Origin of the sequence: Kribbella rubisoli (assembly GCF_004217145.1) — a bacterium.
Taxonomy (GTDB): Bacteria; Actinomycetota; Actinomycetes; order Propionibacteriales; family Kribbellaceae; genus Kribbella; species Kribbella rubisoli.
On the sequence record NZ_SHKR01000011.1, the window covers coordinates 1,519,710 to 1,541,447 of the forward strand.

The 21,738-nt window shown below is 68.6% G+C and carries 21 protein-coding genes; 15 read left to right on the plus strand and 6 right to left on the minus strand.

The window, feature by feature from the left end:
* A complete protein-coding gene (locus EV645_RS10240; RefSeq protein WP_130442023.1) occupies positions 1-933 on the minus strand; it encodes a Ppx/GppA family phosphatase in 933 nt (310 codons plus the stop codon).
* A gap of 86 nt (positions 934-1,019) precedes the next feature.
* On the opposite strand from EV645_RS10240, the gene EV645_RS10245 reads away from it, so the two are divergent.
* The gene (locus EV645_RS10245) at positions 1,020-1,760 is read left to right on the plus strand and encodes a DUF3109 family protein (protein ID WP_130442025.1); all 741 of its coding nucleotides are present in this window, start codon (positions 1,020-1,022) and stop codon (positions 1,758-1,760) included.
* Here EV645_RS10245 and EV645_RS10250 read toward each other — a convergent pair.
* A complete protein-coding gene (locus EV645_RS10250; RefSeq protein WP_130442027.1) occupies positions 1,753-2,703 on the minus strand; it encodes an NAD-dependent epimerase/dehydratase family protein in 951 nt (316 codons plus the stop codon). The genes EV645_RS10245 and EV645_RS10250 overlap by 8 nt on opposite strands.
* A 71-nt stretch (positions 2,704-2,774) precedes the next feature.
* On the opposite strand from EV645_RS10250, the gene EV645_RS10255 reads away from it, so the two are divergent.
* From EV645_RS10255 to EV645_RS10265, 3 genes are read left to right on the plus strand one after another with little or no spacing between them, the layout of a single operon-like run.
* The gene (locus EV645_RS10255; RefSeq protein WP_130442029.1) at positions 2,775-3,407 is read left to right on the plus strand and encodes a VOC family protein; all 633 of its coding nucleotides are present in this window, start codon (positions 2,775-2,777) and stop codon (positions 3,405-3,407) included.
* A gap of 55 nt (positions 3,408-3,462) precedes the next feature.
* Positions 3,463-3,819: an ArsR/SmtB family transcription factor gene (locus EV645_RS10260; protein ID WP_130442031.1), complete on the plus strand. Its 357-nt coding sequence runs from the start codon at positions 3,463-3,465 to the stop codon at positions 3,817-3,819.
* Entirely contained in the window at positions 3,806-4,285 is a 480-nt protein-coding gene (locus tag EV645_RS10265; RefSeq protein ID WP_198681536.1) for an SRPBCC family protein, read from the plus strand. The genes EV645_RS10260 and EV645_RS10265 overlap by 14 nt, the downstream gene beginning before the upstream one ends.
* Here the strand turns inward: EV645_RS10265 and EV645_RS10270 are convergent.
* Both EV645_RS10270 and EV645_RS10275 read right to left on the minus strand, forming a co-directional pair.
* On the minus strand, positions 4,282-5,667 hold the full coding sequence (locus EV645_RS10270) for a WS/DGAT/MGAT family O-acyltransferase (protein ID WP_130442035.1): 1,386 nt from the start codon (positions 5,665-5,667) through the stop codon (positions 4,282-4,284). The genes EV645_RS10265 and EV645_RS10270 overlap by 4 nt on opposite strands.
* 239 nt (positions 5,668-5,906) lie before the next feature.
* Positions 5,907-7,337 carry a beta-N-acetylhexosaminidase gene (locus tag EV645_RS10275; protein WP_130442037.1) on the minus strand — a complete coding sequence of 477 codons (1,431 nt, stop codon included), beginning with the start codon at positions 7,335-7,337 and terminating at the stop codon, positions 5,907-5,909.
* A 98-nt stretch (positions 7,338-7,435) separates the two neighbouring features.
* Here EV645_RS10275 and EV645_RS10280 point away from each other — a divergent pair, with 98 nt between their 5' ends.
* On the plus strand, positions 7,436-8,635 hold the full coding sequence (locus EV645_RS10280) for an MFS transporter (protein WP_242000310.1): 1,200 nt from the start codon (positions 7,436-7,438) through the stop codon (positions 8,633-8,635).
* Here the strand turns inward: EV645_RS10280 and EV645_RS10285 are convergent.
* Entirely contained in the window at positions 8,606-9,475 is an 870-nt protein-coding gene (locus EV645_RS10285) for a GNAT family N-acetyltransferase (protein WP_242000394.1), read from the minus strand. The genes EV645_RS10280 and EV645_RS10285 overlap by 30 nt on opposite strands.
* 62 nt (positions 9,476-9,537) lie before the next feature.
* Between EV645_RS10285 and EV645_RS10290 the strand changes: the two genes are divergently transcribed.
* From EV645_RS10290 to EV645_RS10335, 10 genes are all read left to right on the plus strand, one after another.
* A complete protein-coding gene (locus EV645_RS10290; protein WP_130442043.1) occupies positions 9,538-10,233 on the plus strand; it encodes a class I SAM-dependent methyltransferase in 696 nt (231 codons plus the stop codon).
* Between the two features lie 54 nt (positions 10,234-10,287).
* Positions 10,288-10,839 (plus strand): P-loop NTPase family protein, encoded by a 552-nt coding sequence (locus tag EV645_RS10295; protein WP_130442045.1) that lies wholly within the window; start codon positions 10,288-10,290, stop codon positions 10,837-10,839.
* The gene (locus tag EV645_RS10300; protein WP_130442047.1) at positions 10,829-12,079 is read left to right on the plus strand and encodes an ABC transporter substrate-binding protein; all 1,251 of its coding nucleotides are present in this window, start codon (positions 10,829-10,831) and stop codon (positions 12,077-12,079) included. Before EV645_RS10295 ends, EV645_RS10300 begins: the two co-directional genes overlap by 11 nt.
* A complete protein-coding gene (locus EV645_RS10305) occupies positions 12,079-13,851 on the plus strand; it encodes an ABC transporter permease subunit (protein ID WP_130442049.1) in 1,773 nt (590 codons plus the stop codon). Before EV645_RS10300 ends, EV645_RS10305 begins: the two co-directional genes overlap by 1 nt.
* On the plus strand, positions 13,848-15,143 hold the full coding sequence (locus EV645_RS10310; RefSeq protein ID WP_130442051.1) for a tetratricopeptide repeat protein: 1,296 nt from the start codon (positions 13,848-13,850) through the stop codon (positions 15,141-15,143). Before EV645_RS10305 ends, EV645_RS10310 begins: the two co-directional genes overlap by 4 nt.
* 9 nt (positions 15,144-15,152) lie before the next feature.
* A complete protein-coding gene (gene radA / locus EV645_RS10315) occupies positions 15,153-16,553 on the plus strand; it encodes a DNA repair protein RadA (RefSeq protein WP_130442053.1) in 1,401 nt (466 codons plus the stop codon).
* Between the two features lie 133 nt (positions 16,554-16,686).
* Positions 16,687-17,634, plus strand: a complete 948-nt coding sequence (locus tag EV645_RS10320) for a beta-ketoacyl-ACP synthase III (protein ID WP_130442055.1) — start codon at positions 16,687-16,689, stop codon at positions 17,632-17,634.
* Between the two features lie 180 nt (positions 17,635-17,814).
* Complete coding sequence (gene disA / locus EV645_RS10325) at positions 17,815-18,909, plus strand: DNA integrity scanning diadenylate cyclase DisA (RefSeq protein ID WP_130442057.1); 1,095 nt, start codon at positions 17,815-17,817, stop codon at positions 18,907-18,909.
* Positions 18,910-19,030: 121 nt separating this feature from the next.
* Positions 19,031-19,603, plus strand: a complete 573-nt coding sequence (locus EV645_RS10330; RefSeq protein WP_130442059.1) for a PadR family transcriptional regulator — start codon at positions 19,031-19,033, stop codon at positions 19,601-19,603.
* Positions 19,579-21,084, plus strand: a complete 1,506-nt coding sequence (locus EV645_RS10335; RefSeq protein ID WP_130442061.1) for a DHA2 family efflux MFS transporter permease subunit — start codon at positions 19,579-19,581, stop codon at positions 21,082-21,084. Before EV645_RS10330 ends, EV645_RS10335 begins: the two co-directional genes overlap by 25 nt.
* Here the strand turns inward: EV645_RS10335 and EV645_RS10340 are convergent, their stop codons facing one another.
* Positions 21,085-21,735 carry a hypothetical protein gene (locus EV645_RS10340; protein ID WP_130442063.1) on the minus strand — a complete coding sequence of 217 codons (651 nt, stop codon included), beginning with the start codon at positions 21,733-21,735 and terminating at the stop codon, positions 21,085-21,087.
* Positions 21,736-21,738 lie beyond the last annotated feature (3 nt).

Sequence of the window (21,738 nt, forward strand, 5' to 3'; positions counted from 1 at the left end):
TCACCGGGGTTGCAGCTGGTCGAGCCGGGACAAGATGACGCCCTCGCGGAGCGCCCACGGGCAGATCTCGAGCGCAGGCAGGTCGAACAGGTCCATCACGGCGTCCGCGACGAGTGCGCCGGCGACCAGCTGCGACGAGCGGCCGGCCGATACTCCCGGCAGCGCTGCGCGCTCCGCGGCGCTCATCTTGGTCAGCTTCGGGATCCAGTCGTTCAGGTCGTCCCGGTTCAGCGTGCGGGCCACGTACGGGCCGTCGGCGGACGGAGCCGCTCCGGCCAGCCGGGCCAGTGAGCGGAACGTCTTGCTGGTGGCCACCGAACGCTGCGGCTTGCCGGCCCGCAGCACCGGACCTGCGACGGCCGCCATCTCCAACCGGATCCGCCGCCGCAGCTCACGGACCTGGTCCTTGTCCGGCGGGTCAGCGGTCAGGGCCTCGCGGGTCAGCCGGCCGGCGCCGAGCTGGACCGAGACCGCCACGGTCGGCTGCTCGTCCGATCCGGCCGCGATCTCCAGCGACCCGCCGCCGATGTCGAACACCGCCAGCCGGCCGGAGGACCAGCCGAACCAACGCCGTACGGCGAGGAACGTCAGCCGGGCCTCGTCGTCGCCGCTCAGCACCTCGAGATCCACGCCGGTCTCGGACCGGACGCGGTCCAGCACCTTCTCGCCGTTCGGCGCCTCGCGCAGCGCGGAGGTGGCGAACGCGAGCACCGACTCGCAGCCCTTGTCCTCGGCCAGCACGACAGCTTCCTTGGTGAACGCGATCAGCCCGTCGGCCCCGGACTCGTCGATCTTGCCGTCCTTGTCGAGGTGCTCGGCCAGCCGCAGCTCGGTCTTGTGCGAGTACGCCGGAAGCGGCGCGGCACCGCGATGCGCGTCCACCACGAGCAGGTGGACGGTGTTTGATCCCACGTCGAGTACGCCGAGCCGCATTCCCCCACGCTACTGGACGAGCAGAGTAACGGCGGGTCGGGAGTCGGGGTTCACGGTTGGGGACCGATCGCGCGTACGCTTTCTGAGTGCCTGAGGTTTCTCTTGATTTCCCCCGTGCCTGGGTCGAGTTCATCGACCCCGACGACTCCGACCAGGTGTTCCGCTGCGACCTGACCTGGCTGACGTCCAACTGGACCTGCATCTTCGGCGGTGGCTGCCAGGGGATCTACAAGGGCCGGCCGAACGACGGCTGTTGCACGCTCGGCGCGCACTTCTCCGACGCCGACGACGAGAAGCGGGTGAAGAAGTGGGCCAAGGAGCTCGGCAAGGAGGACTGGCAGTTCCGTAAGGAGGGCCGGGCCAACGGCTGGGTCGAGACCGACGACGAGGGTGAGCGCAAGACCCGGGTCTGGGACGGCGCCTGCATCTTCCTGAACCGTCCGGGTTTCGAAGGCGGCGCGGGCTGTGCGCTGCACGGGCTGGCGCTCAAGCGCGACATCCACTTCGTCGAGACCAAGCCCGACGTCTGCTGGCAGTTGCCGATCCGGCGGACCTTCCGCGAGGTCGAGCGGCCCGACGGTACGACGTACACCGAGGTCGGCATCGCGGAGTACGACCGGCGCGGCTGGGGCCCGGGCGGGCACGACCTCGACTGGTACTGCACCGGAAACACCGAGGCGCATGTCGGCGTCGAGGCGGTCTTCGAGTCGAGCAAGGTCGAACTGCAGACCCTGATGGGCCACAAGGCGTACGACGTACTCGCCGACCTGTGCCGCCAGCACCTGGAGGCAGCCCGACCGCTGCTGCCCCACCCGGCGTCTAAGTAACCTTGCCGTTCTCGACAAGCCAGTCGATGCCGGCCATCGCGGCCTCGATCGCGGAGTAACGCGGCCGGAAGCCGAGCAGGCGTTCGGCTTTCGCCATCGAGCAGTTGGGGCTGTGCAGGACGTGGTCCCACGTCGCCTGGCCGTCCTGCTGGGACAGCTCCTCGCGGAGCCGGTCGATCGGCACGAAGCTGAGCTGCGCGTCCTGGCCGAACCGCTCGGCGACCGCCTCGGCGTAGCCGCGGAGGGTGACGGCATCGGTCGCGACCGCGTGGAAGCTCTCACCGATCGCGGTCGCCCGGCTGGCGATCGCGCCGAGGAAGACACCGGCCACGTCGTCGGCGTGCACGGGGTTGAGGGTTTCGAGCCCGAGGTTCGGAAGCTGTACGGCGGCGCCCTTGGCGAGGCTCTGGTAGACGTCGAGATTGAAATTGCCGGCCGGATTGACCGGCGTCCAGCCGGGACCGCAGATGTGACCGGGGTGGACGATCGTGACCGGGAACTGGTCGCGGCGGGCCTTGGCGAGCAGGTAGTCCTCGATCGCGGCCTTCTGGATGCCGTAGTCGCCGAACGGGCGCCGCGGCGCGTCCTCCCGGGTCGGGACGACGGCGCTCGGGCCGTGCACCCAGATCGTGCCGCAGTGCAGCAGGTGCTGGACCTTGCCCTCGAGCGCCTCGACCAGCTGGCGCGCGCTGTCCTCGGTGAAGCAGATCAGATCGATGACGATGTCGGGGTCCAGCCCGGCGACGCGGCTGCCGAAGGTGCCCGCGGCATCTTCCGCGGCCCGATCGGCCTGGAGGAACGTGACGTTCCTCCAAGTGCCGTCGGAGTGGTACGGCGTCCGTTCGCCGCGGCTGAGCACCGTGACCTGATGACCCAGGCGGATCAGCGCCGGGACCAGGTACGTGCCGATATGACCGGTTCCTCCGATGACGACAGTGCGCATGCCGTAGAGCCTAGGGCCTGACGACACACCCAGTACGACGGTTGTGGGTGGGGGACGCAACAATGGCTGGCATGCGTCTGGATCATCTGTCGTACGCGTGCGGGCCCGAGGGGTGCCGTGCGACCGTCGAGCGGTTGTCCACGCTGCTCGGAGCGGAGTTCGTCGACGGTGGGGTGCACCCGCGCTTCGGCACGGTGAACCACATCCTCCCGTTGGAGAACGACCGCTACATCGAGGTGGTCGACGTGCTGGACCACCCGGCCTCCGACAAGGCTCCGTTCGGTCAGGCGGTGCGCGCCCGCAAGGAGCTCGGCGGCGGCTGGCTGGGCTGGGTGGTTGCCGTCCGCGACATGGAGCGGATGGAGCAGCGCCTCGGCCGGCAGGCGGTTCCGGGCAACCGGCACCGGCCCGACGGGGTCAACCTGACCTGGCGGCAGATCGGCGTGAAGGGTCTGATCGCCGACCCGCAACTGCCGTTCTTCATCCACTGGGACGACCTCGGCGAGCACCCGTCGGTCGGCGGCAAGGGCGTCAGGCTGACCGCCCTCGAGATCGCCGGCGACCCGGGCCGCGTCACCGACTGGATCGGCCACCCGGCCGACCACCTGCTCAACGACCTCGACGTCGCGTGGGTCGGTCCCAACGGCCAGCCCGGCCTCAACGCCGCCCTCTTCGACACCCCGAACGGCATCGTTCGCCTTTAACTCAAACCCCGGTCGCTCTTGACCGGGGGTTTTCTCCGGCCTAACGTACAACCAAATGGTTGTAGATGAGGTTCTGACAGATCGGTTGCTGCACGCGTTGGCGGATGCGACGCGGCGCGACATCGTGCGGCGGTGTCTGGGCGAGGCGGCATCGGTGTCCCGGTTGGCCGACGTGTATCCGATGAGTTTCGCCGCGGTGCAGAAGCACGTCGCGGTCCTGGAGCGGGCCGGCCTGGTGAGCAAGGAACGACGCGGGAGGGAGCAGCTCGTGCGCAGTGAGATCGACGCCGTACGGCGGGCCCGGCAGGCGCTGGACCAGCTCGAGGCGACCTGGCGCGGACGGATCGAGCGGATGTCCGACCTGTTGGCCGAAGACGAAGGAGATGGAACACATGGGCGTGACCAGCATTGACAAGGATTTCGAGGCGTTGACCCTGACCCTGGTGGCCGACTTCGACGCGTCCACCGACAAGGTCTGGGAGCTGTGGGCCGACCCGCGCAAGCTCGAGCGGTGGTGGGGGCCTCCGACGCATCCGGCGACGATGGTCGATCACGACCTGACGCCGGGCGGCCGGGTGTTCTACTACATGACCGGCCCGGAGGGCGAGAAGTTCCACGGCCTGTGGCAGTTCCTCGCGGTGGATCCGCCGAAGTCGCTCGAGTTCGTCGACGCGTTCGCGAACGCCGACGGGGAGATCGACGACGCCCTCCCGCCGTACATCGCGCATCTGGAGCTGACGGCGTCAGACGGCGGCACCCGGATGGAGCTGCGCGCTTCGTTCGACACCCGCGAGCAGATGGATCAGCTGCTCGGCATCCAGATGGACGTCGGCATGCAGCAGGCCATGTCGCAGATCGACGCCCTGCTCGCCGCCTAGTGGATGTTCTCGAGGTCTGCCAATGAGGTCTCGAGGTGGCCGAGCAGGCGTTGCAGGTGCGGGACGGTGCGGCGGTCACCGATCAGGCCGAAGTGGAGCTGGTGGTCGTAGCTGGTGACGCTGATGTTCAACGCCTGGCCGTTGAGCACGATGCTCGCCGGGTACATCCCGAGCAGCCGCGAGCGGTTCCAGTACAGCGGGCTCTCGGTGGGTCCCGGCACATTCGAGATCACCACGTTGTACGGCGGCGTCGTACGGCCGGCCACACCGGGGAGGACTGCGGCCGGGCCTGCGACGCCGAAGCCGAGCGCGCCGACGATCAGGTTCTGCAGCGGGCTGAGCTCGGACAGCACGCCCTTGCCGTGGGCGGTCGAGGACATGATCCGACGGATCCGGCGCTCGGCATCGGGCAGGTCGGTGGCGAGGTCCGCGATCAACGTGGCGAGCGAGTTGCCACCACCGGGCGCGCCGTCGCGGTCCCGCAAGGAAACCGGGACCATCGCCGTCAACGCCTTGTCCGGAAGGGCATCCAGCTCGAGCAAGTAGTTGCGCAAGGCCCCTGAACACATCGCGAGCAGTACGTCGTTCAACGTCGCACCGGTGATCGCCCGGACCTTCTCCAACCGCTCGAGAGGCCAGGACTGCGCCGCGAACCTCCGAGCCCCGGTCACCCCCTGATTGAAGATCGTCTTCGGCGCCTGGAACGGCATCGTCGACTGCAGCAGGCCCTTGACCCCGGCCAACGGGAGACCCGCCAGATCGGCGAACGTCTTGACCGCGCCGACCGGCATTCGTGCGAGCGACGGCAGCCAGCCGGCACTCGCAGCCTGCTCGTGCTGCTGCGGCAGCGCGTAGGTGGGTGGCATGCCGGTACTACAAGGGTCGGTGGTGAGGGTGTCCTGCATCCAGCGGAGAGCGGTGACGCCGTCGATCATCGAGTGGTGGATCTTGCTGTAGATCGCGAAGCGGCGGCCCTCGACGCCTTCGATCAGATGCATCTCCCATAGCGGGCGGTGACGGTCCAGGAGCGTTCCGTGCAGTCGGCTGGTGAGTTCGAACAGCTCCCGGTAGCGCCCCGGGCGAGGTAGCGCGGACAGCCGGACGTGGTACTCGAGGTCGATGTCCGGATCCTGCTCCCAGGACCAGTAGCCGAGGTCCTGCGGCCGGTTCCGCACCCGCCGTTCGAACAAGGGATTGACCGACGGCGCCGCAACCATGTCCTGGTACAGCCGGGAGACGAAGTCCCGCGAGCTCTCCGGGAACACATTGTCCCGGCCCGCGCCCTCCGGAAGCTCGAACAGCATCAACCCACCGACATGCATCGGCTGCTCCCGGGTCTCGCCACCCAAGAACATCGCGTCCAGCGGCCCCACCCTCGTCACGGGGCCTCCCGGTCTGGACTGAGGAGCGGAGGGAGCGAAGCGACCGGAGCGACGAGGGAAGGCCGGGAGTTACTGCCCCGTGACCGCCGCGCCGGAGGCGCGGCATTCAATAGCGTCATGCGTCCTCCGCTCCCCGACCCGACCCGGCCCGGCCCGGCCCTCCGACGCTTCATCGTTCGCCAGAGACGGCCGGGTCGTCTACCCCTGCTAACAGGGATTACGGAGATTTAGTTATCCCCTCAGCTATCGAGTGGGCGGTAGTTCACGCCGAGCCGCTCGATCCGCGCCAGGTGCGGGCGGAGCCGGCCGAGGAACTCGTCGTACGAGACCTTCTCCGAGCCCCAGGCGCGCTCGGCGAACGCGGACAGCCGCGGTAGCAGCATGTAACCGACCTGCTCCGGGTTGGGCATGTACTCGGTCCAGATCTGGCACTGCGTGCCGACAATCAGCGCCTTCTCGTCGTCGGTCAGCGACTCCGGGATCACCTCGAAGTCGTACACCTTCTCCAGCGGGATGAAGTTGCCGATGGCAAGCGGTTCGGTGGCCGGGTCGCCCTGGTAGTAGTCGAAGTACACCGACTCGCACGGCGCCATCACCGTCTCGTGACCGGCCTTCACCGAGATCTCGCCGCGCTCGGCGCTCCGCCACGCCATGATCACCGCGTCGTCCGGGCAGTCGGTGTCGACCATCTCGTCCCAGCCGACCAGCCGTCGGTCCCGCTCGGCCAGCACCTCCGCGACCTGCGCGGTGAACCAGCCCTGCAGCTGCCCGGGCTCGTCCAGCCCCAGCTCGGCCTGCCGCTTCTGCGCCGCCTCGGACTCGCCCCACTGCACCGACGGGCACTCGTCACCGCCGAGGTGGATGTACGGCGAGGGGAAGATGTCCAGCACCTCACGCAGCACGGTCTTCACGAACTCGACCGTCGCGTCGTTGACGTTCAGCACGTCCTCGCTGATGCCCCAGTACTGGCGGACCGTCAACTGCTGGTCCGGGTGGTTCCCCAGCTCCGGGTACGCCGTGATCGCGGCCTGCATGTGCCCCGGCAGGTCGATCTCCGGTACGACGGTGATCCCGCGCTCGGCGGCGTACGCGACGATCTCTCGGAGGTCGTCCTTGGTGTAGAACCCGCCGTGCCGCTCACCGTCGTACTCGAACTCCTTCTGGCCGCGGGTCATCTTGCCGACCATCGTCTCGGCCCGCCACGCGCCGATCTCGGTGAGCTTCGGGTACGCCTCGATCTCGACCCGCCAGCCCTGGTCGTCGGTGAGGTGGAAATGCAGCACGTTCAGGCGGTGCAGGGCGAGTACGTCGATGACCTTGAGGACGAACTCCTTCGGCATGAAATGCCGCGCGACGTCGAGCATCATCCCGCGCCAGGCGAACCGCGGCGCGTCGGCGATCCGCGCCAGCGGGACCGCGACCTTGCCGAACTCGTCGGTCGGCTCGGCCGCCTCGATCAGCTGCGCGTACGTCGTCTCCGCGTGCCGGAGCGCGTCCTCGGAGCCGGCCGTCAGGCGGGCGCCGTCGAGGCTGACGTCGATGCGGTATTCGTTCGGTTCGAGGTTCTCGACCACGTCCCGGACGGCCTCCCCGAGCGGATCGGCGGTGATCCACCGGCCCTCGTCGACGGCGAGTTCTCGCGGGGCAGGGACGATCGCAATATCGGACATCCGGACTCCAAAGCTGAGCACACAAGAACGTGCCTCGAATTATGTCGGGACCATCCTATAATCAGCTTCCCCGTCAGGTTCCATGAGAGGGTTTGCCCGTGACCAGCGAGCAGCAGCGGACGACCCTACGCGTGCTGGTCGCCAGCAACGCACTCGGCGGAGTCGCGACCGCCAGCGGCTTCGCGGTGGCCGCCCTCCTCGCCGAGAACGTCTCCGGCTCGACGTCCCTGGCCGGCCTGGTCGCCACCTCGACCACGCTGGGCGCCGCCGCTCTCGCCGTACCTCTGGCAGGCCTTGCCCGCTCCCATGGTCGACGGGTCTCACTGAGCCTCGGCTACCTGATCGCGTTCGTCGGAGCCGCTCTGACGATCGTCGCTGCACAGCTCGGCTCGCTCACCCTGCTGCTCGCAGCCGGCTGCCTCTTCGGCAGCGGCTCGGCCTCCAATCTCCAGTCGCGGTACGCCGCCACCGACGCCGCCGAACCCAGCCGCGTCGCCCGCTCGCTCGGACTGGTCGTCTGGGCCACCACGATCGGCGTGATCGTCGGACCGAACCTGACCGGCGTGGGCGGTTCGGTCGGATCGTCGCTCGGCATCCTGGCGCTGGCCGGGCCGTACACCTTCTCGGTCGTCGCCTTCGGACTCAGTGCAGCCACCGTCTGGGTGGGCATGCGGAGCCAGGTGCGACCGACCAGGGTGGAGCGCCAGCCGCTGGCCGCGACGTTCCGGCAGGTGATCGCGATTCCCCATGCACGCCTGGGGTTGCTGGCCATCGCGACTGCACACGCGGTGATGGTCGGGGTCATGTCGATGACGTCGGTTCACCTGCGACACCACGGCGCTTCCCTGACCATCGTCGGCTTCGTCATCAGCGGACACGTCGCCGGCATGTACGCGCTGTCCCCGGTGACCGGCTGGCTGGCCGACCGGCTCGGCCGCATCCCCACGATCGGCATCGGCCTCGGCATCCTCGCGATCGCGATGACGCTTGCCGCTGTCGCGCCGGATGACGCGCATGCTCTGACCGGACTCGCCCTGTTCACGCTGGGCCTGGGCTGGTCCGCCTGTCTGGTCGCCGGGTCGACTCTGCTGTCCCGGTCCGTCCCGGACGGCATTCGCACGTCGGCTCAGGGCCTGTCCGACCTGACCATGGGCGTGCTGGCTTCCCTTTCGGGCACGGCTGCCGGCCCGGTCCTCGCCTACCTCGGCTTCCACTGGCTGGCGGTCTTCTGCGGGCTGCTCCTGATCCCGGCCGGCCTGACTGCTGCACTAACCAAGCAGCAGATGCAGCGTGCGTGAACCCGGCCGAAAGCCGAAGCTCTGGTACAGCGCCCGCGCTTGCGGGTATCCGTCATCACCTCGAGGACAGACGACCGCCTTGGTCCCACCTGCTTCTCGCAGCGCATGCAGTGCGGCCAGGTTGACCGCCGCGCCGAGTCCACGCCGCCGGTACTCCGGAGCGCACCCGACGGGCTCAACCAACCCGACCTGGTGTTGCTCATCCAGCCAGATCAACGCCGAGGCGACGAAGTCCCCGGCCTCGTTCTCCACCACCCAATCCAGCTCCGGTCGGTAGGGCCAGGTCGACATCACCTCGGCCATGTCGTCGTCGGTCACCTTCGACGGTGCCAGGTCGGACCAGGCCGCCCGGTGCGCAGCAGCCCGCTTCGCCACCTCGTCCTGCTGTACGTGCCGCAGTGTCAGCCCCTCGGGCACGACAGGTTCGGCCAGTGCGTCCAGCGAGATCCAGTGGTGGGTGTAGTACGGCGCATCGTCGACAAGCTGGAAGCCGGCCGACTCCAGTGCGGCCAGCAAGTGCCTCTCGGTCTCCAGCACACCGGCGGCCAACTGCGGACCGTCTGCTGTGGCCTGGAACCACTCGACGACCGTAGCTGCGAGCTCCGGCCGACCCGGGTCCACGGTCATCAGGAGATGACCCGGCTGCGCCAGCCACCCCCAAGCCACCACGTCGTCGCCGTCACGCCAGACCGCCGTACGCCAATTCGCAGACGAGCGGCGAGCGTTCACGCTGCGCTCCCAGGCGACGTCCCCGAGGTGCAGCCGGGACACCGGACTCCAGGTCCGCTGGACGAGCTCCTGCATGTCGCTGAGGCCGTCAGGGCCGGCGTACTCGGTCATCTGCACGGATCGCAGCATCGCAGTGCCGGAGGGCCGACTCAACTGCATTAGGCTCAAACGTCGTGAGTATCGCGGAGGGTGGGATCCCGAGTCCCAACATCTGGCACCACCCGAAGGTGTACGAGATCGAGAACCGGGCAGTGGACCCGGACGGCGTGATCGAGCCGGCGATGCGGGCGATCCGGGACTGGGCCGGCGCGACGGTGCTCGACATCGGCTGCGGTACCGGCTTCCACCTGCCGAAGTTCGCCGCGACCGCCGGGCGAGTGATCGGCGTGGAGCCGCACGGCGCACTGGCCGACGCCGCCCGTCGACGTACGCAGGCGTTGCCGAACGTCGAAGTACGGCAGGGTACGGCGCAGCGCCTGCCGGTGCCGGACTCGTCGATCGACGTGATGCATGCGCGCTGGGCCTACTTCTTCGGACCGGGCTGTGAACCCGGGCTGGCCGAGCTGGACCGGGTGATGCGCCACGGCGGGACCGCGTTCGTGATCGACAACGACGGCAGCCGGTCGACGTTCGGCGGCTGGTTCAGTACGTCGTACCCGATGATCAAGCCGGCCGAGGTGGAGCGGTTCTGGACCGACCGCGGCTGGCACCGGACGGCGCTCGACATGGGCTGGCGGTTCGAGAGCCGGGCGGACTTCGAGGCGGTGGTGAAGATCGAGTTCACGCCGAAGGACGCGCAGCGGATCATCGCCTCGCACGTCGGCGCCGAGGTCGACTACGCCGTCAACCTGTGGAGCAAGAGCTTCTAGCCGACACTCTCTGTGGTCTGCGGACCGACCTTCAGTACTCATAGGGTTAACGAGATGGATGGTCTGCTGCTCGAACGCGTACCGGGGCTGCCGGAGCGGCTCCGGATCGACGTAGGTGAGCAGCGCGCGGTCGTCGTACCGCAGGCCGCCGACCGTCGCCGGCTCGCCGACGTACTGACCGGACTGGATGACCCACCGCCCGGTGCGGTCGTACTGAAGGGCGGTCCGGTCCGGCTGGTGCCGGCTGAAGGCGGACTGCTCCCCCACCTGACAGTCCTCGGCAACGTGATGCACGGCCACCGGACGACGCATCAGGTCACCACACAGGCTGCCCGGGACGAGAGCCTGGTCAAGGTCATCGGCTGTGGTCTCGAGGACGTCCAGGACCGCTACCCGCACGAGATCACCCCAGGTCGCCGTCGGCTGGCCGGAGTGGCTCGCGCACTCGGCGCGTACCCGCGAGCGATCGTGCTCGAGGACGCGACGGGCCTGCCTACCTGGGGATCGCTTCTGTCGATCCGTCCCAACCCTGACCTCGCCTCGGTCGCACTGCTGCTCATCACCACCAGCACGACACGCATCACAGGGTTTGACGATGCCGAGTAGCCGCAGAGCGTTCCTCGGCGCCGCCGGAGCGCTTCTGCTCACCGGGTGTTCGAGTGACGTGCTGGGACTGCGGCGTGCCGTCCGGGTGGCCGTCAGCTGGAGTGGGCAGGAACTGCGCGCGTTCCACAAGGTCCTCGACGGTCTGGGAACGCTCGACTACCCGGTCGAAGTCGTGCCGCTCGGCGACGACATCTCCACCGCGTTCGGCGCTCGCTCCACGCGACGCCCGGACATCGTCATGCTCCCGCAGCCCGGACTGGTCCCACGTCATCTCAGCGACTTGGAGCCGATGCCCGACGACCTGGCTCCGCTCGGGCAGGCTCGTTTGTGGAACGAGCTCCTGACGCACAACGGGACGACGTACGGCGTGCCGTTCAAGACTGCGCACAAGTCAGCGGTTTGGTATCGGCCGTCGGTGTTCGAGCAGGCCGGCGTACAACCGCCTCGGCTGTGGTCGGAGTGGCTGACGCTGAACCGGACGCTGACGCAAGCGGGCATCACACCGTTGTCGCTGGCGGCAGGTGACGGCTGGGTGCTCACCGACTTCCTGGAGAACGTGCTGCTCGGTATAGCGCCCAGCGTCTATGTCGGACTCGCAGCGGCAACCGATCCACGTCCGTCGCAGCAGCCGCAGTTCGGTGCGGCACTGCGGTTGCTGGGGACCATGTGGTCGGCGCCTGGAGTGCTGGCGGGCGGAGTGAAGGAGTCGCTCGTCCAGCAGTTCCCGGATGCGCTGATCGAGGTGTTCGGCCATCGTAGAGCGGCCATGGTGCTGGCATCCGACTTCGCCGAGCCGGTTGTCCGCTCGTTTGCCGCAGACCCCGATGACATCGGTCTCTTCACGTTCCCGCCGATGGGTCCGGGAGCTGCCGCACCTGTGGTGGTCGGTGGCGACGTGATGGTGCTACCGAAGCCGACCAGGGACGACGCCCTCGATCTCGTACGCCGCCTGTCCAAGCCGACGGCTGCTGACCCGTGGATCAAGGAGGGCGGGTTCCTGGTCGACGGACGGGTCTCTGGGTACACGCCTGAGCTCACTCGACTTGCCGTGCAGCTGACCAAGCCCGGTGAGCAGCTCCAGTTCGACCTGTCCGACCAGCTCGGCCGGCTCGGTGACATCAACGGGCTGTGGCGTGTGCTGACCGACTTCCTGATCCAGGTCGGCGGTCGCGGCGCCGCCGTCGTACCAGGGGCTGTGGACGACGCGATCGACCAGATGCGCAAGGTGGAGGAGAGCTGATGGGGCTGCACACCAACGGCTTGTCCCTCGAGATCGTCGGCCGTGAGATCACCGGTCGCCCGGTGCCCGGCAAACCGCGTCGGCCGGCCGGACCGTACCTGCTGGGGTTGCCGGCGCTGCTGCTCAGCTGTCTGCTGCTGGTGCCGATCGGAGTGACCGTGGTAGCGGCGTTCCGGACGCCGGGCGGGTTCGGGCTCGGCAACTTCGCGGTGATGACCGACCAGGGCGCATTGCGTGCCGTCGGCAACAGTCTGCTCTGGGTGCTGGTTGCGTTCGGGATCGTCGTGGTCGGGTTCTTCCTTGCCCTGTTGAGTTATCGGCTGCCCGCGGTGACGACGTTCCTGCAGCCTGCACTGGTCATTCCGTTCGCGGTGTCGGTGCTGGTGTCCGGTGCGACGTTCCGGCTGCTCTTCGACCCGACGCCGGAGCGTGGGACAGTCACGGCGGTCTGGACACGACTGTTCGGGTCAAGTCCGGTGTGGCTCGGGCCTGGTCTGTTCTGGCTCGTGCTGGTGTCCGCGTTCGGCTGGACCTGGCTGGGGTACGTCGTGTCGCTCTTCCGCGCTGGTCTGGACGCAATACCCGACGATGTGACCAGAACCCTCACTGCAGAAGGCGTTCGGGGCTGGCGGCGCCTACGCGCGTTGGAGATCCCGTTGCTACGGCCGATCGCCGGAGTGGTCACGCTGACAGTGGTGATCGCTGCGGTGCGGGTCTTCGATCTCATCTTGATCGTCGTGCCAGGGTCGATGCAGCGGTCCGCCGACGTACTCGGACTGAACTGGTGGCGAGAGACAACCAGTGGTGACGACACCGGACGTACGGCGGCGCTCGGCGTCGTACTGTTCGCGATCGTCGCTGCGGTGGCGCTGATCGGCGTACGGGGCTTGCGTCGGCGGCGATGGGCGATGCCGGTGACCGTCGTACGGCCGGATCCGTCACTGGGGCGACCGAAGCCTCGACGTTCCGTACGGCGGTTCGGCTGGCTCATCGGGCTCGCAGTAGCGCTGGTGTGGATCTTCCCGGCCGTCGTACTCGTCATCACCGCTTTGCACTCCCCTGCGGAAGCCGGTGTGCGTGGCTGGTGGTCTGCGTCAGGACTCGGGTTCTCGTCCTTCGCTGCAGCGGCGAATGTCGGGTTGTTCCGGGCCTTGCTGTCCACACTGATCATCGCGAGCGCTGCCACCGCTGTGCTGCTCGTGATCGCCGTACCGACGGCCTATTTGGTCGCGTGGGGCGGTCTACCCGTGCACGTCGGCCGGACCGTGATGGCAGTGTTCGTCGTACTCGCGGTGACGCCTGTGCAGATGTACGCCGCTCCGCTGCGCGACGCGATCGACGCAGCCGGACTGGCCGGCTCCCGGATCGCGCTGGCCTTAGTACATGCGGCAGCGGGCCTCCCGTTTGCTGTGCTGCTGCTGCGGTCCGCCTTCGCGTCCGCCCCACCTGCGTTGGTGTCTGAGGCGCTGCAAGGCCCGGTGCGGCAGAGCGCCGTACTGGCTACTGTGCAGCGGACGTACCGTCCCGCGCTGATCGCTGTGGCGGTGCTCGAGTTCGCACTGGTGTGGAACGACTTCATCGTCGGATTCCTGATCAGCGGGCCCGGTACGACGCCATTGTCGCTCGTGCTCTGGGGTGAGGCGCGACAGTTCTCCGCCTCGAGCGGACCGGTCGCCGCTGCGGCCGTCGTCGCGTCGATCGTGCCTGCGGTCCTGATGCTCTCGTTCTGGCGGACCGTGGTGCGCGGGCTGACGACAGGCAGCCGGCCATGAGCGAGGAGGAAGAGAAGGCGCCGGAGAAACCGGAGTCGCCGTACCAGACGCGCGGATTCCGCTTCGTCATCGGCACTGTGGCGTCCGCGCTGCTCACCGGGCTCGCGTCGGAGATGCTCAACCAGAGCCTCGACAGCGGCGGCTGGGTGCAGTTGATCGGCCTCGGAGTGACCGTGCTGCTCGGAGCGATCACGATCATCCAGTACGGCCCGGCGATCCGGCGCTCCTGGCAGCACAGCGGCGACAGCGCTCCTGAACTGCACGCGACCGCCGAGGAGGCCGAGCAGTGGATGATCGCGCTCGGGTCCCACGCCGGCGGTATGGCAGCCGCCGAGTGGTACGCCTTGCACGAGGAGTGGCTCCGAGAACTGCTGATGGCCGAGAAGCCGCACGTCGACACCATCGACGACTTCGCCCGCATCTGCGACGCGCTCGAGGCCTGGTACGTACGACGTGCTGATCCGGATGCGCTGCTCCAGCTCAGCGACCTGTTGAGTGCCGCAGCCGAGGTATGCGGTCGCCGTGATCTGGCCGAGCTCGCTGCGGCGCGCGCGGCAACGGCGTACCGGATGCTGGGCGACCTGGACACGGCCACCACCCGGCTGGGCATATCCGACAACATCGCGACCCACACCCGGACCGCGGCCGCGATGACCACGCGACGGCAGGTCGAACGGGCGCTGCTATCCCTTGCCCGCGCGGACCGCTCACCGGCCGGGAACGACCGCGACGAAGCAGTTCTGAACGCACGCGAGCGGCTGGACGAGGCACGGCTCAAGCGGCCCGGTCCGGACCTCGCGGCCGACGTGGCGATCGCCGTCAACCTCGCCGTCGTACACCTGTACCAGCAGGACGCCGAGGGTGCGCTGGACCATCTGCGACCCGCCGTCGCTCGAGCAACAGCCGCAGGCGATCTGAGCGGCCAAGCCCATGCACTCGAGCTCATGGGCGTGGCCGCGTGGATGCAAGACAACAAGCACGAGGCCGTCAGTCGCTGGGATCACGCCGCCCACCTGTACGCCGAGGTCGACGAACGCGAAGGCCACGCCCGCTGCCTGCAACACCTCGGCTCCGCGGAGGTCACCGCCGGTCGCCTCAGCGCCGGACTCGAGCTGCTCGAACAAAGCGCGATGCTCCGAACGTCGGAGAGCCAGATCCTGACGAAGTACCTCGAAGCTGCACGACAGACCGCGCAGCTGCCGGTCGTCGCCGACGATGCGCCGCGCCGTACGGTCGGCTGGCTGAAGCGGGTCCTCCGGTCGTTGAGGGGATTTGTCGGACGCTCCGTCTAGGTTGGTGCCATGGCGAAGGCAGCGACACAGGCGAAGGGGAAGCCCGCGTACGCGTGCTCGGAGTGTGGGTGGACCTCGGCGCGCTGGATCGGGCGGTGTGGCGAGTGCCAGGCCTGGGGCACGGTCGCCGAGGTCGGTGCGCCGAAGGCCGCGCGGATCACGGCGGGTCCGGTGTCATCGCCCGCGATGCCGATCGCCAAGGTGTCCGCGATCGAGGCCGAGTCGCGACCGACCGGCATCGGCGAGCTCGACCGCGTGCTCGGCGGCGGCGTCGTGCCGGGCGCGGTGATCCTGCTGGCTGGTGAGCCGGGTGTCGGCAAGTCCACCCTGCTGCTGGAGGTCGCGGCGCAATCGGCACGCGGCGGCCAGCGCACTCTGTACGTTTCCGGCGAAGAGTCGGCTGCTCAGGTGCGGCTGCGCGCCGGCCGGACGGACGCTCTCGTCGACGAACTGTTTCTTGCCGCGGAGACCGACCTGTCCGCAGTGGTCGGGCAGATCGACGCGGTCGAGCCGTCGTTCCTGGTGATCGACTCGGTGCAGACGATGGCCCATCCCGAGGTCGACGGCGCACCGGGTGGCGTGACACAGGTTCGCGAGGTGACCGGCGCGTTGGTCCGGCTCGCGAAGGAGCGGCACATCGCGGTCGTCCTGGTCGGCCACGTGACCAAGGACGGCGCGATCGCCGGTCCGCGAATGCTCGAGCACCTCGTCGACGTCGTGCTCGCGTTCGACGGCGACCGGCATTCGGGATTCCGGATGGTTCGCGCGACCAAGAACCGGTTCGGTCCGTCGGACGAGGTCGGCTGCTTCGACATGGTCGACACCGGGATCGTCGAGGTCACCGACCCGACCGGCCTGTTCGTGTCCGAGCACGCCGAGCCCGTCGCCGGGACGTGCGTGACGGTGATGATGGAGGGCCGCCGCCCGCTGCTGGCCGAAGTACAGGCGCTGGTCGGGCCGTCCGCGGCACCACAACCGCGCCGGACCACGTCCGGGTTGGAGTCGTCGCGCGTCGCGATGGTCCTCGCCGTCCTCGGGAATCGAGCCGGGCTCAAGCTGACCGACAAAGAGGTGTACGTCGCGACCGTCGGCGGCGTGAAGATCACCGAACCGGTCGCGGACCTGTCCGTCGCGATCGCGGTCGCGTCCTCGGTGATGGACAAGCCGATCCACCCCGGGCTGATCGCGATCGGCGAGGTCGGCCTGGCCGGCGAGGTCCGGCGGGTCGGCGGTCTGGAGAAGCGGCTTGCGGAGGCGGCCCGGCTCGGATTCACCAAGGCGATCGTCCCGGCCGATATCCCGAACCGGAGCAAGGACCTCAAGCCGATGGACATCCAGAAGAAGTACGGCCTGCGTACCTTCGCGGCCCCGGATCTGCCCTCCGCATTGATGGCCGCGGGTCTCGCCTGACGGCTGTGTTCCCTGCCACAGGGTGGACAGGGGGATCAACAGACCCGCAATCGGGAACGTACTCTGGGGGCGCCCCCACGCCGGGTTCGTCGCCGAACCCGGGTAGCCCCCGGATGACTTGCAGGAGCACCTGATGACCGGATCAAGAGTTGTCGCGCTCGGCCACTACCAGCCGGAACGGGTGCTCACCAACGACGAGCTCGCCACCATGGTCGAGACCAACGACGAGTGGATCCAGAGCCGGGTCGGCATCCGCGAACGCCGGATCGCGGCCCCGGACGAGTCCGTCGACGAGATGGCCTGGCGCGCCGCCGACAAGGCGATCGCGAACGCCGGCCTGGACATCGCCGAGATCGACTACGTGGTCGTCGCCACCTGTACGGCGATCGACCGCTCGCCGAACATCGCTGCCCGCGTCGCCGCCCGGCTCGGCCTCGGCAACCCGGCAGCGATCGACCTGAACACCGCATGCTCCGGGTTCGCGTACGCGCTGGCCACCGCCGACCAGGCGATCCGGGCCGGCGCCGCGACGAAGGCCATCGTGATCGGCGTCGAGAAACTCAGCGACTGGACCGACTGGACCGACCGCACCACCTGCGTGCTGATCGGTGACGGCGCCGGCGCTGCCGTGGTGGTCGCCGACGACACCGATGACACAGCCGGGATCAGCCCGGTGGTCTGGGGATCGGTGCCGGAGATGTCGGACGCGGTCCGGATCGAGGGGCGCGAGGGCCCGTTCCAGCAGGAGGGCCTGAGCGTCTTCCGCTGGGCCACCACGCAGCTGCCCGAGATCGCCCAGCAGGTCTGCGAGAAGGCCGGGCTGAAGCCCGAGGACCTCGGCGGCGTCGTCCTGCACCAGGCCAACCTGCGCATCATCGAGCCGCTCGCGAAGCGGCTCGGCGCGACCAACGCGGTCGTCGCGAAGGACGTCGTGGAGTCCGGCAACACCTCGGCCGCGAGCATCCCGATCGCGCTGTCGAAACTGGTCGAGAAGCGCGAGATCCCGTCCGGCGCGCCGGTGCTGCTGTTCGGATTCGGCGGCGGCCTCTCGTACGCCGGTCAGGTCATCCGCTGCCCCTGACGCGACAACCGTCGTACCGCCGTCCCGCGTGATCACGCGGGAATCCAGTACTGCACGGTCCGGATGCACGGGCGGGTGCACGCGCAACCGCAACTGCGGACCTCGCTGCACCGCGTGCGTCCGGCCGAGCGGCAGATATCGGCACAACTGCATCCGCGTAACCGCATAGACTCAGGTTCCGTGGCACCGAACTCGGACAAGAACAGCACCGGCGCCCGCCTGCGCTCGACACTCGCGGCGGTCGCGCCCGGCACCGAACTGCGCGAAGGCCTGGAACGGATCCTGCGCGGCCGGACCGGCGCACTGATCGTGCTCGGTCACGACAAGGCCGTCGACGCGATCTCCACCGGCGGCTTCGAGATCGACGTCGAGTTCACCGCGACCGGATTGCGCGAACTCAGCAAGATGGACGGCGCGATCGTCCTCGACCGCGACGCGACCCGGCTGATCCAGGCCGCCGTACACCTGATGCCGGACCCGGCGATCGTCACCCAGGAGACCGGCACCCGGCACCGGACCGCCGACCGGGTCGCGCGGCAGACCGGGTTCCCGGTGATCTCGGTCTCGCAGTCGATGCACATCATCGCGCTGTACGTCGACGACCAGCGGTACGTGCTGGAGGACTCCGGCGCGATCCTGTCCCGCGCGAACCAGGCACTGGCCACCCTCGAGCGGTACAAGCTGCGTCTGGACGAGGTGTCCGGCACGCTGTCCGCCCTCGAGATCGAGGACCTGGTCACGGTCCGGGACGTGGCCGCGGTCGCGCAGCGGCTGGAGATGGTCCGCCGGATCGCCACCGAGATCGACGGGTACGTCGTCGAGCTCGGCACCGACGGCCGGCTGCTCACGCTCCAGCTCAACGAGCTCGTCGCCGGAGTCGCCGGTGAACGCGAGCTGGTCGTCCGCGACTACCTCCCGCCGGCCACGGGGCGCAAGCCCAAGACGGCCGACGACGTACTGCTCGAGCTCGACGCGGTCAGCCCGACGGACCTGCTCGACATCGGCCAGGTCGCGCGTGCCCTGCAGCTCGGCGGCGCCGAGCAGCTCGACGCCGCGGTCACCCCGCGCGGCTACCGGCTGCTGGCCAAGGTGCCGCGCCTCCCGGGTGCGGTCATCGACCGGCTGATCGACCACTTCGGTCACCTGCAGAAGTTGCTCGCGGCAAGCATCGACGACCTGCAGACGGTCGAGGGCGTCGGCGAGAACCGCGCCCGCACGGTCCGCGAGGGCCTGTCCCGACTGGCCGAGTCCAGCATCCTGGAACGCTACGTCTGACCACTGAACGTCACTCGACGCCTCCGGTTCGTGAACGAACCGGAGGCGTGTTGCATTTCGGCGCGGATCGGCTAATACTCCACATGGAACATTTGGCGCGGAACAATCCACCTGGAGGATCATGGCCGACCTCACCCCGCTGGCGATCTCGGTGCTGGCGTTGCTCGAGGAGAAGCCGATGCACGCCTACGAGATGTACCAACTGCTCGTCAGCCGGCATAACCACCGGATCGTGAAGGTCCGGCCCGGCTCGCTCTACCACACGGTCGAGCGGCTGGCCGGGCAGGAGTACGTCCGGGCGATCGGCACCGAGCGGGCCGGGAACCGCCCCGAGCGGACGACGTACGAGCTCACCCCGGCCGGCCGCGAGGCGATGGTCCGGCGGGTCGAGAGCGGTATCGAGACCTTCGTCTACGAGTACCCGGTCTTCCCGGTGTTCCTGGCCGAGGCGCACAACCTCGAGGCCGAGGACGCCGTACTGCGGTTCCGCCGCCGGATCGAGGAGATGGACTTCTGGCTGGCCGACGTGGACAAGGCGATGGCCGGCGCCAAGGCCCGGGACGTCCCGGAGCCGTACTGGCTGGCCGGCACCTATGTCCGAGCCCAGGTCGCGGCGGAACGCGACTGGCTCACCACCATCATCGAACGTATCGAGAGCAAGGACCTGGAATGGCAACCGGACAAGACGCAGTGAGGCCCGAGGTGCGGCCCTGGCCCGCACTGTGGGCGTTGGTGCTCGGCTTCTTCATGATCCTGGTCGACTCGACCATCGTCTCGGTCGCGACACCCGCGATCCTCGAGGACCTCGGGTCGGACGTCGGCACCGTGGTCTGGGTGACGAGCGCCTACCTGCTGGCGTACGCCGTACCGCTGCTGATCACCGGACGCCTGGGCGACCGGGTCGGCCCGAAGAAGCTCTACCTGACCGGACTGGCGTTGTTCACGCTCGCGTCGGTCTGGTGCGGGCTCACCAACTCGATCGAGATGCTGATCGTGGCCCGGGTCTTCCAGGGTCTCGGCGCCTCGATGATGACGCCGCAGACGATGGCCGTCATCACCCGGATCTTCCCGCCGGACCAGCGCGGCCGGGCGATGAGCCTGTGGGGCGCGACCGCCGGCGTGGCGACGCTGGTCGGCCCGATCCTCGGCGGTGTGCTCGTCGACGGGCTCGGCTGGCAGTGGATCTTCTTCATCAACGCGCCGGTCGGCGTGATCGGCTTCTTCCTGGCGCTGCGGCTGGTGCCGGACCTGCCGACGCACAAGCACAAGTTCGACCTGATCGGCGTCGTGCTGAGCGCGGTCGGCCTGTTCCTGCTGGTGTTCGGCATCCAGGAGGGGCAGAAGTACGACTGGGGTCAGATCAAGGGCCCGATCTCGGTCTGGTCGCTGATCATCACCGGCCTGGTCGTGCTGGCGATCTTCGTCTTCTGGCAGTCCCGCAACCGCGGCGAGCCGTTGCTGCCGCTGAGCCTGTTCAAGGACCGCAACTTCTCGCTGGCGAACGTCTCGATCACCACGGTCGGGTTCGCGATCACCGCGATGGCGTTCCCGCTGATGCTGTACGCACAGGCGGTCCGCGGGCTGTCGCCGACCAGGTCGGCGCTGCTGCTCGTGCCGATGGCGGTCATCTCCGGTGCGCTCGCGCCGTTCGTCGGCCGGCTGGTCGACCGTACGCCGCCGCGGTTCATCGCCGGGTTCGGGCTGCTGTGCTGCTCGGTGTCGATGTTCTGGATGAGCCAGGTGATCGAGCCCGACGTCGCGATCTGGAAACTGCTCCTGCCGATCGCACTGCTTGGTGTGGCCAACGGCTTCATGTGGGCACCGCTCGGCACGACCGCGACGCGGAACCTGCCGATGCACCAGGCCGGTGCCGGTGCGGGCGTCTACAACACGACTCGCCAGGTCGGCGCGGTGCTGGGCAGTGCGAGCATCGCCGCACTGATGGAGTCGCGGCTGGCGCACAACCTGCCGGGGATGGGTGGCGGCGCATCCGAAGGTTTCACCGGCAAGTTGCCGGAGGCCGTGCGGCAGGGCTTCAGCGACTCGATGGCGCAGTCGCTCATCCTGCCGGCCGCAGTACTGCTGATCGGGTTGGTTGCGGCGCTGCTGTTCGAGGCTCCGTCGCACCTGCAGAAGAAGACCGGCGACGCGGCCCAGGAGGCCAAGGCCGCCTGATCAGACGACCTGGAAGGCCTGTGCGCTCGACAGGTGGCCGTCGTACTCGGCTTTGACGACGTACGTTCCGGGCTTGGCGACCGGTTGACCCGGTAGACAGCCAGGCCCGGAACGGTGGCCGTTCCACGGCACCGTGACGGCCGCCTGCTTGCCCTTGGCAACAACCAGCGTGGCGTTCTGGATCACCTTGCTGCATTGGCTGGTGCTCCAGATCAGGTCGTTGCCCGACGTCACGGTCACGGTCAGCTTGTCGTTGCTGATCGCGGCCTTGCACTCGTCGTCGATCGGGGCCAGCTGGACCACGAAGTTCAGCACCGAGCCGGAGACGATCTTCCGGTTGCCCGGCAGCGCGTCGATCCGTACGTCGGAGCCCTTGCAGGCCAGGTCCGCGGGTGGCGTCGTCTTGGTCGGCTTCGGAGTCGGTGTCCGCGTCGGCGTCGTACTCGATGAGGTGCTCGGAGCCGAGGCCGGCGGGGCGCCGGACGGGTTCGGCTGCGGGTCGGTGGCGGCGGTGTTCTGCGCGTCGCCGTTGCCCGAGAAGAGCCGGGAGACCAGAAAGATCAGCACAACTACGACCGCGAGCACCAGTCCCCGGCGGAACCAGTACACGCTGGCGGGCAGGTGCCCGACCGGACGGAGCAGGCTGCTCATGAA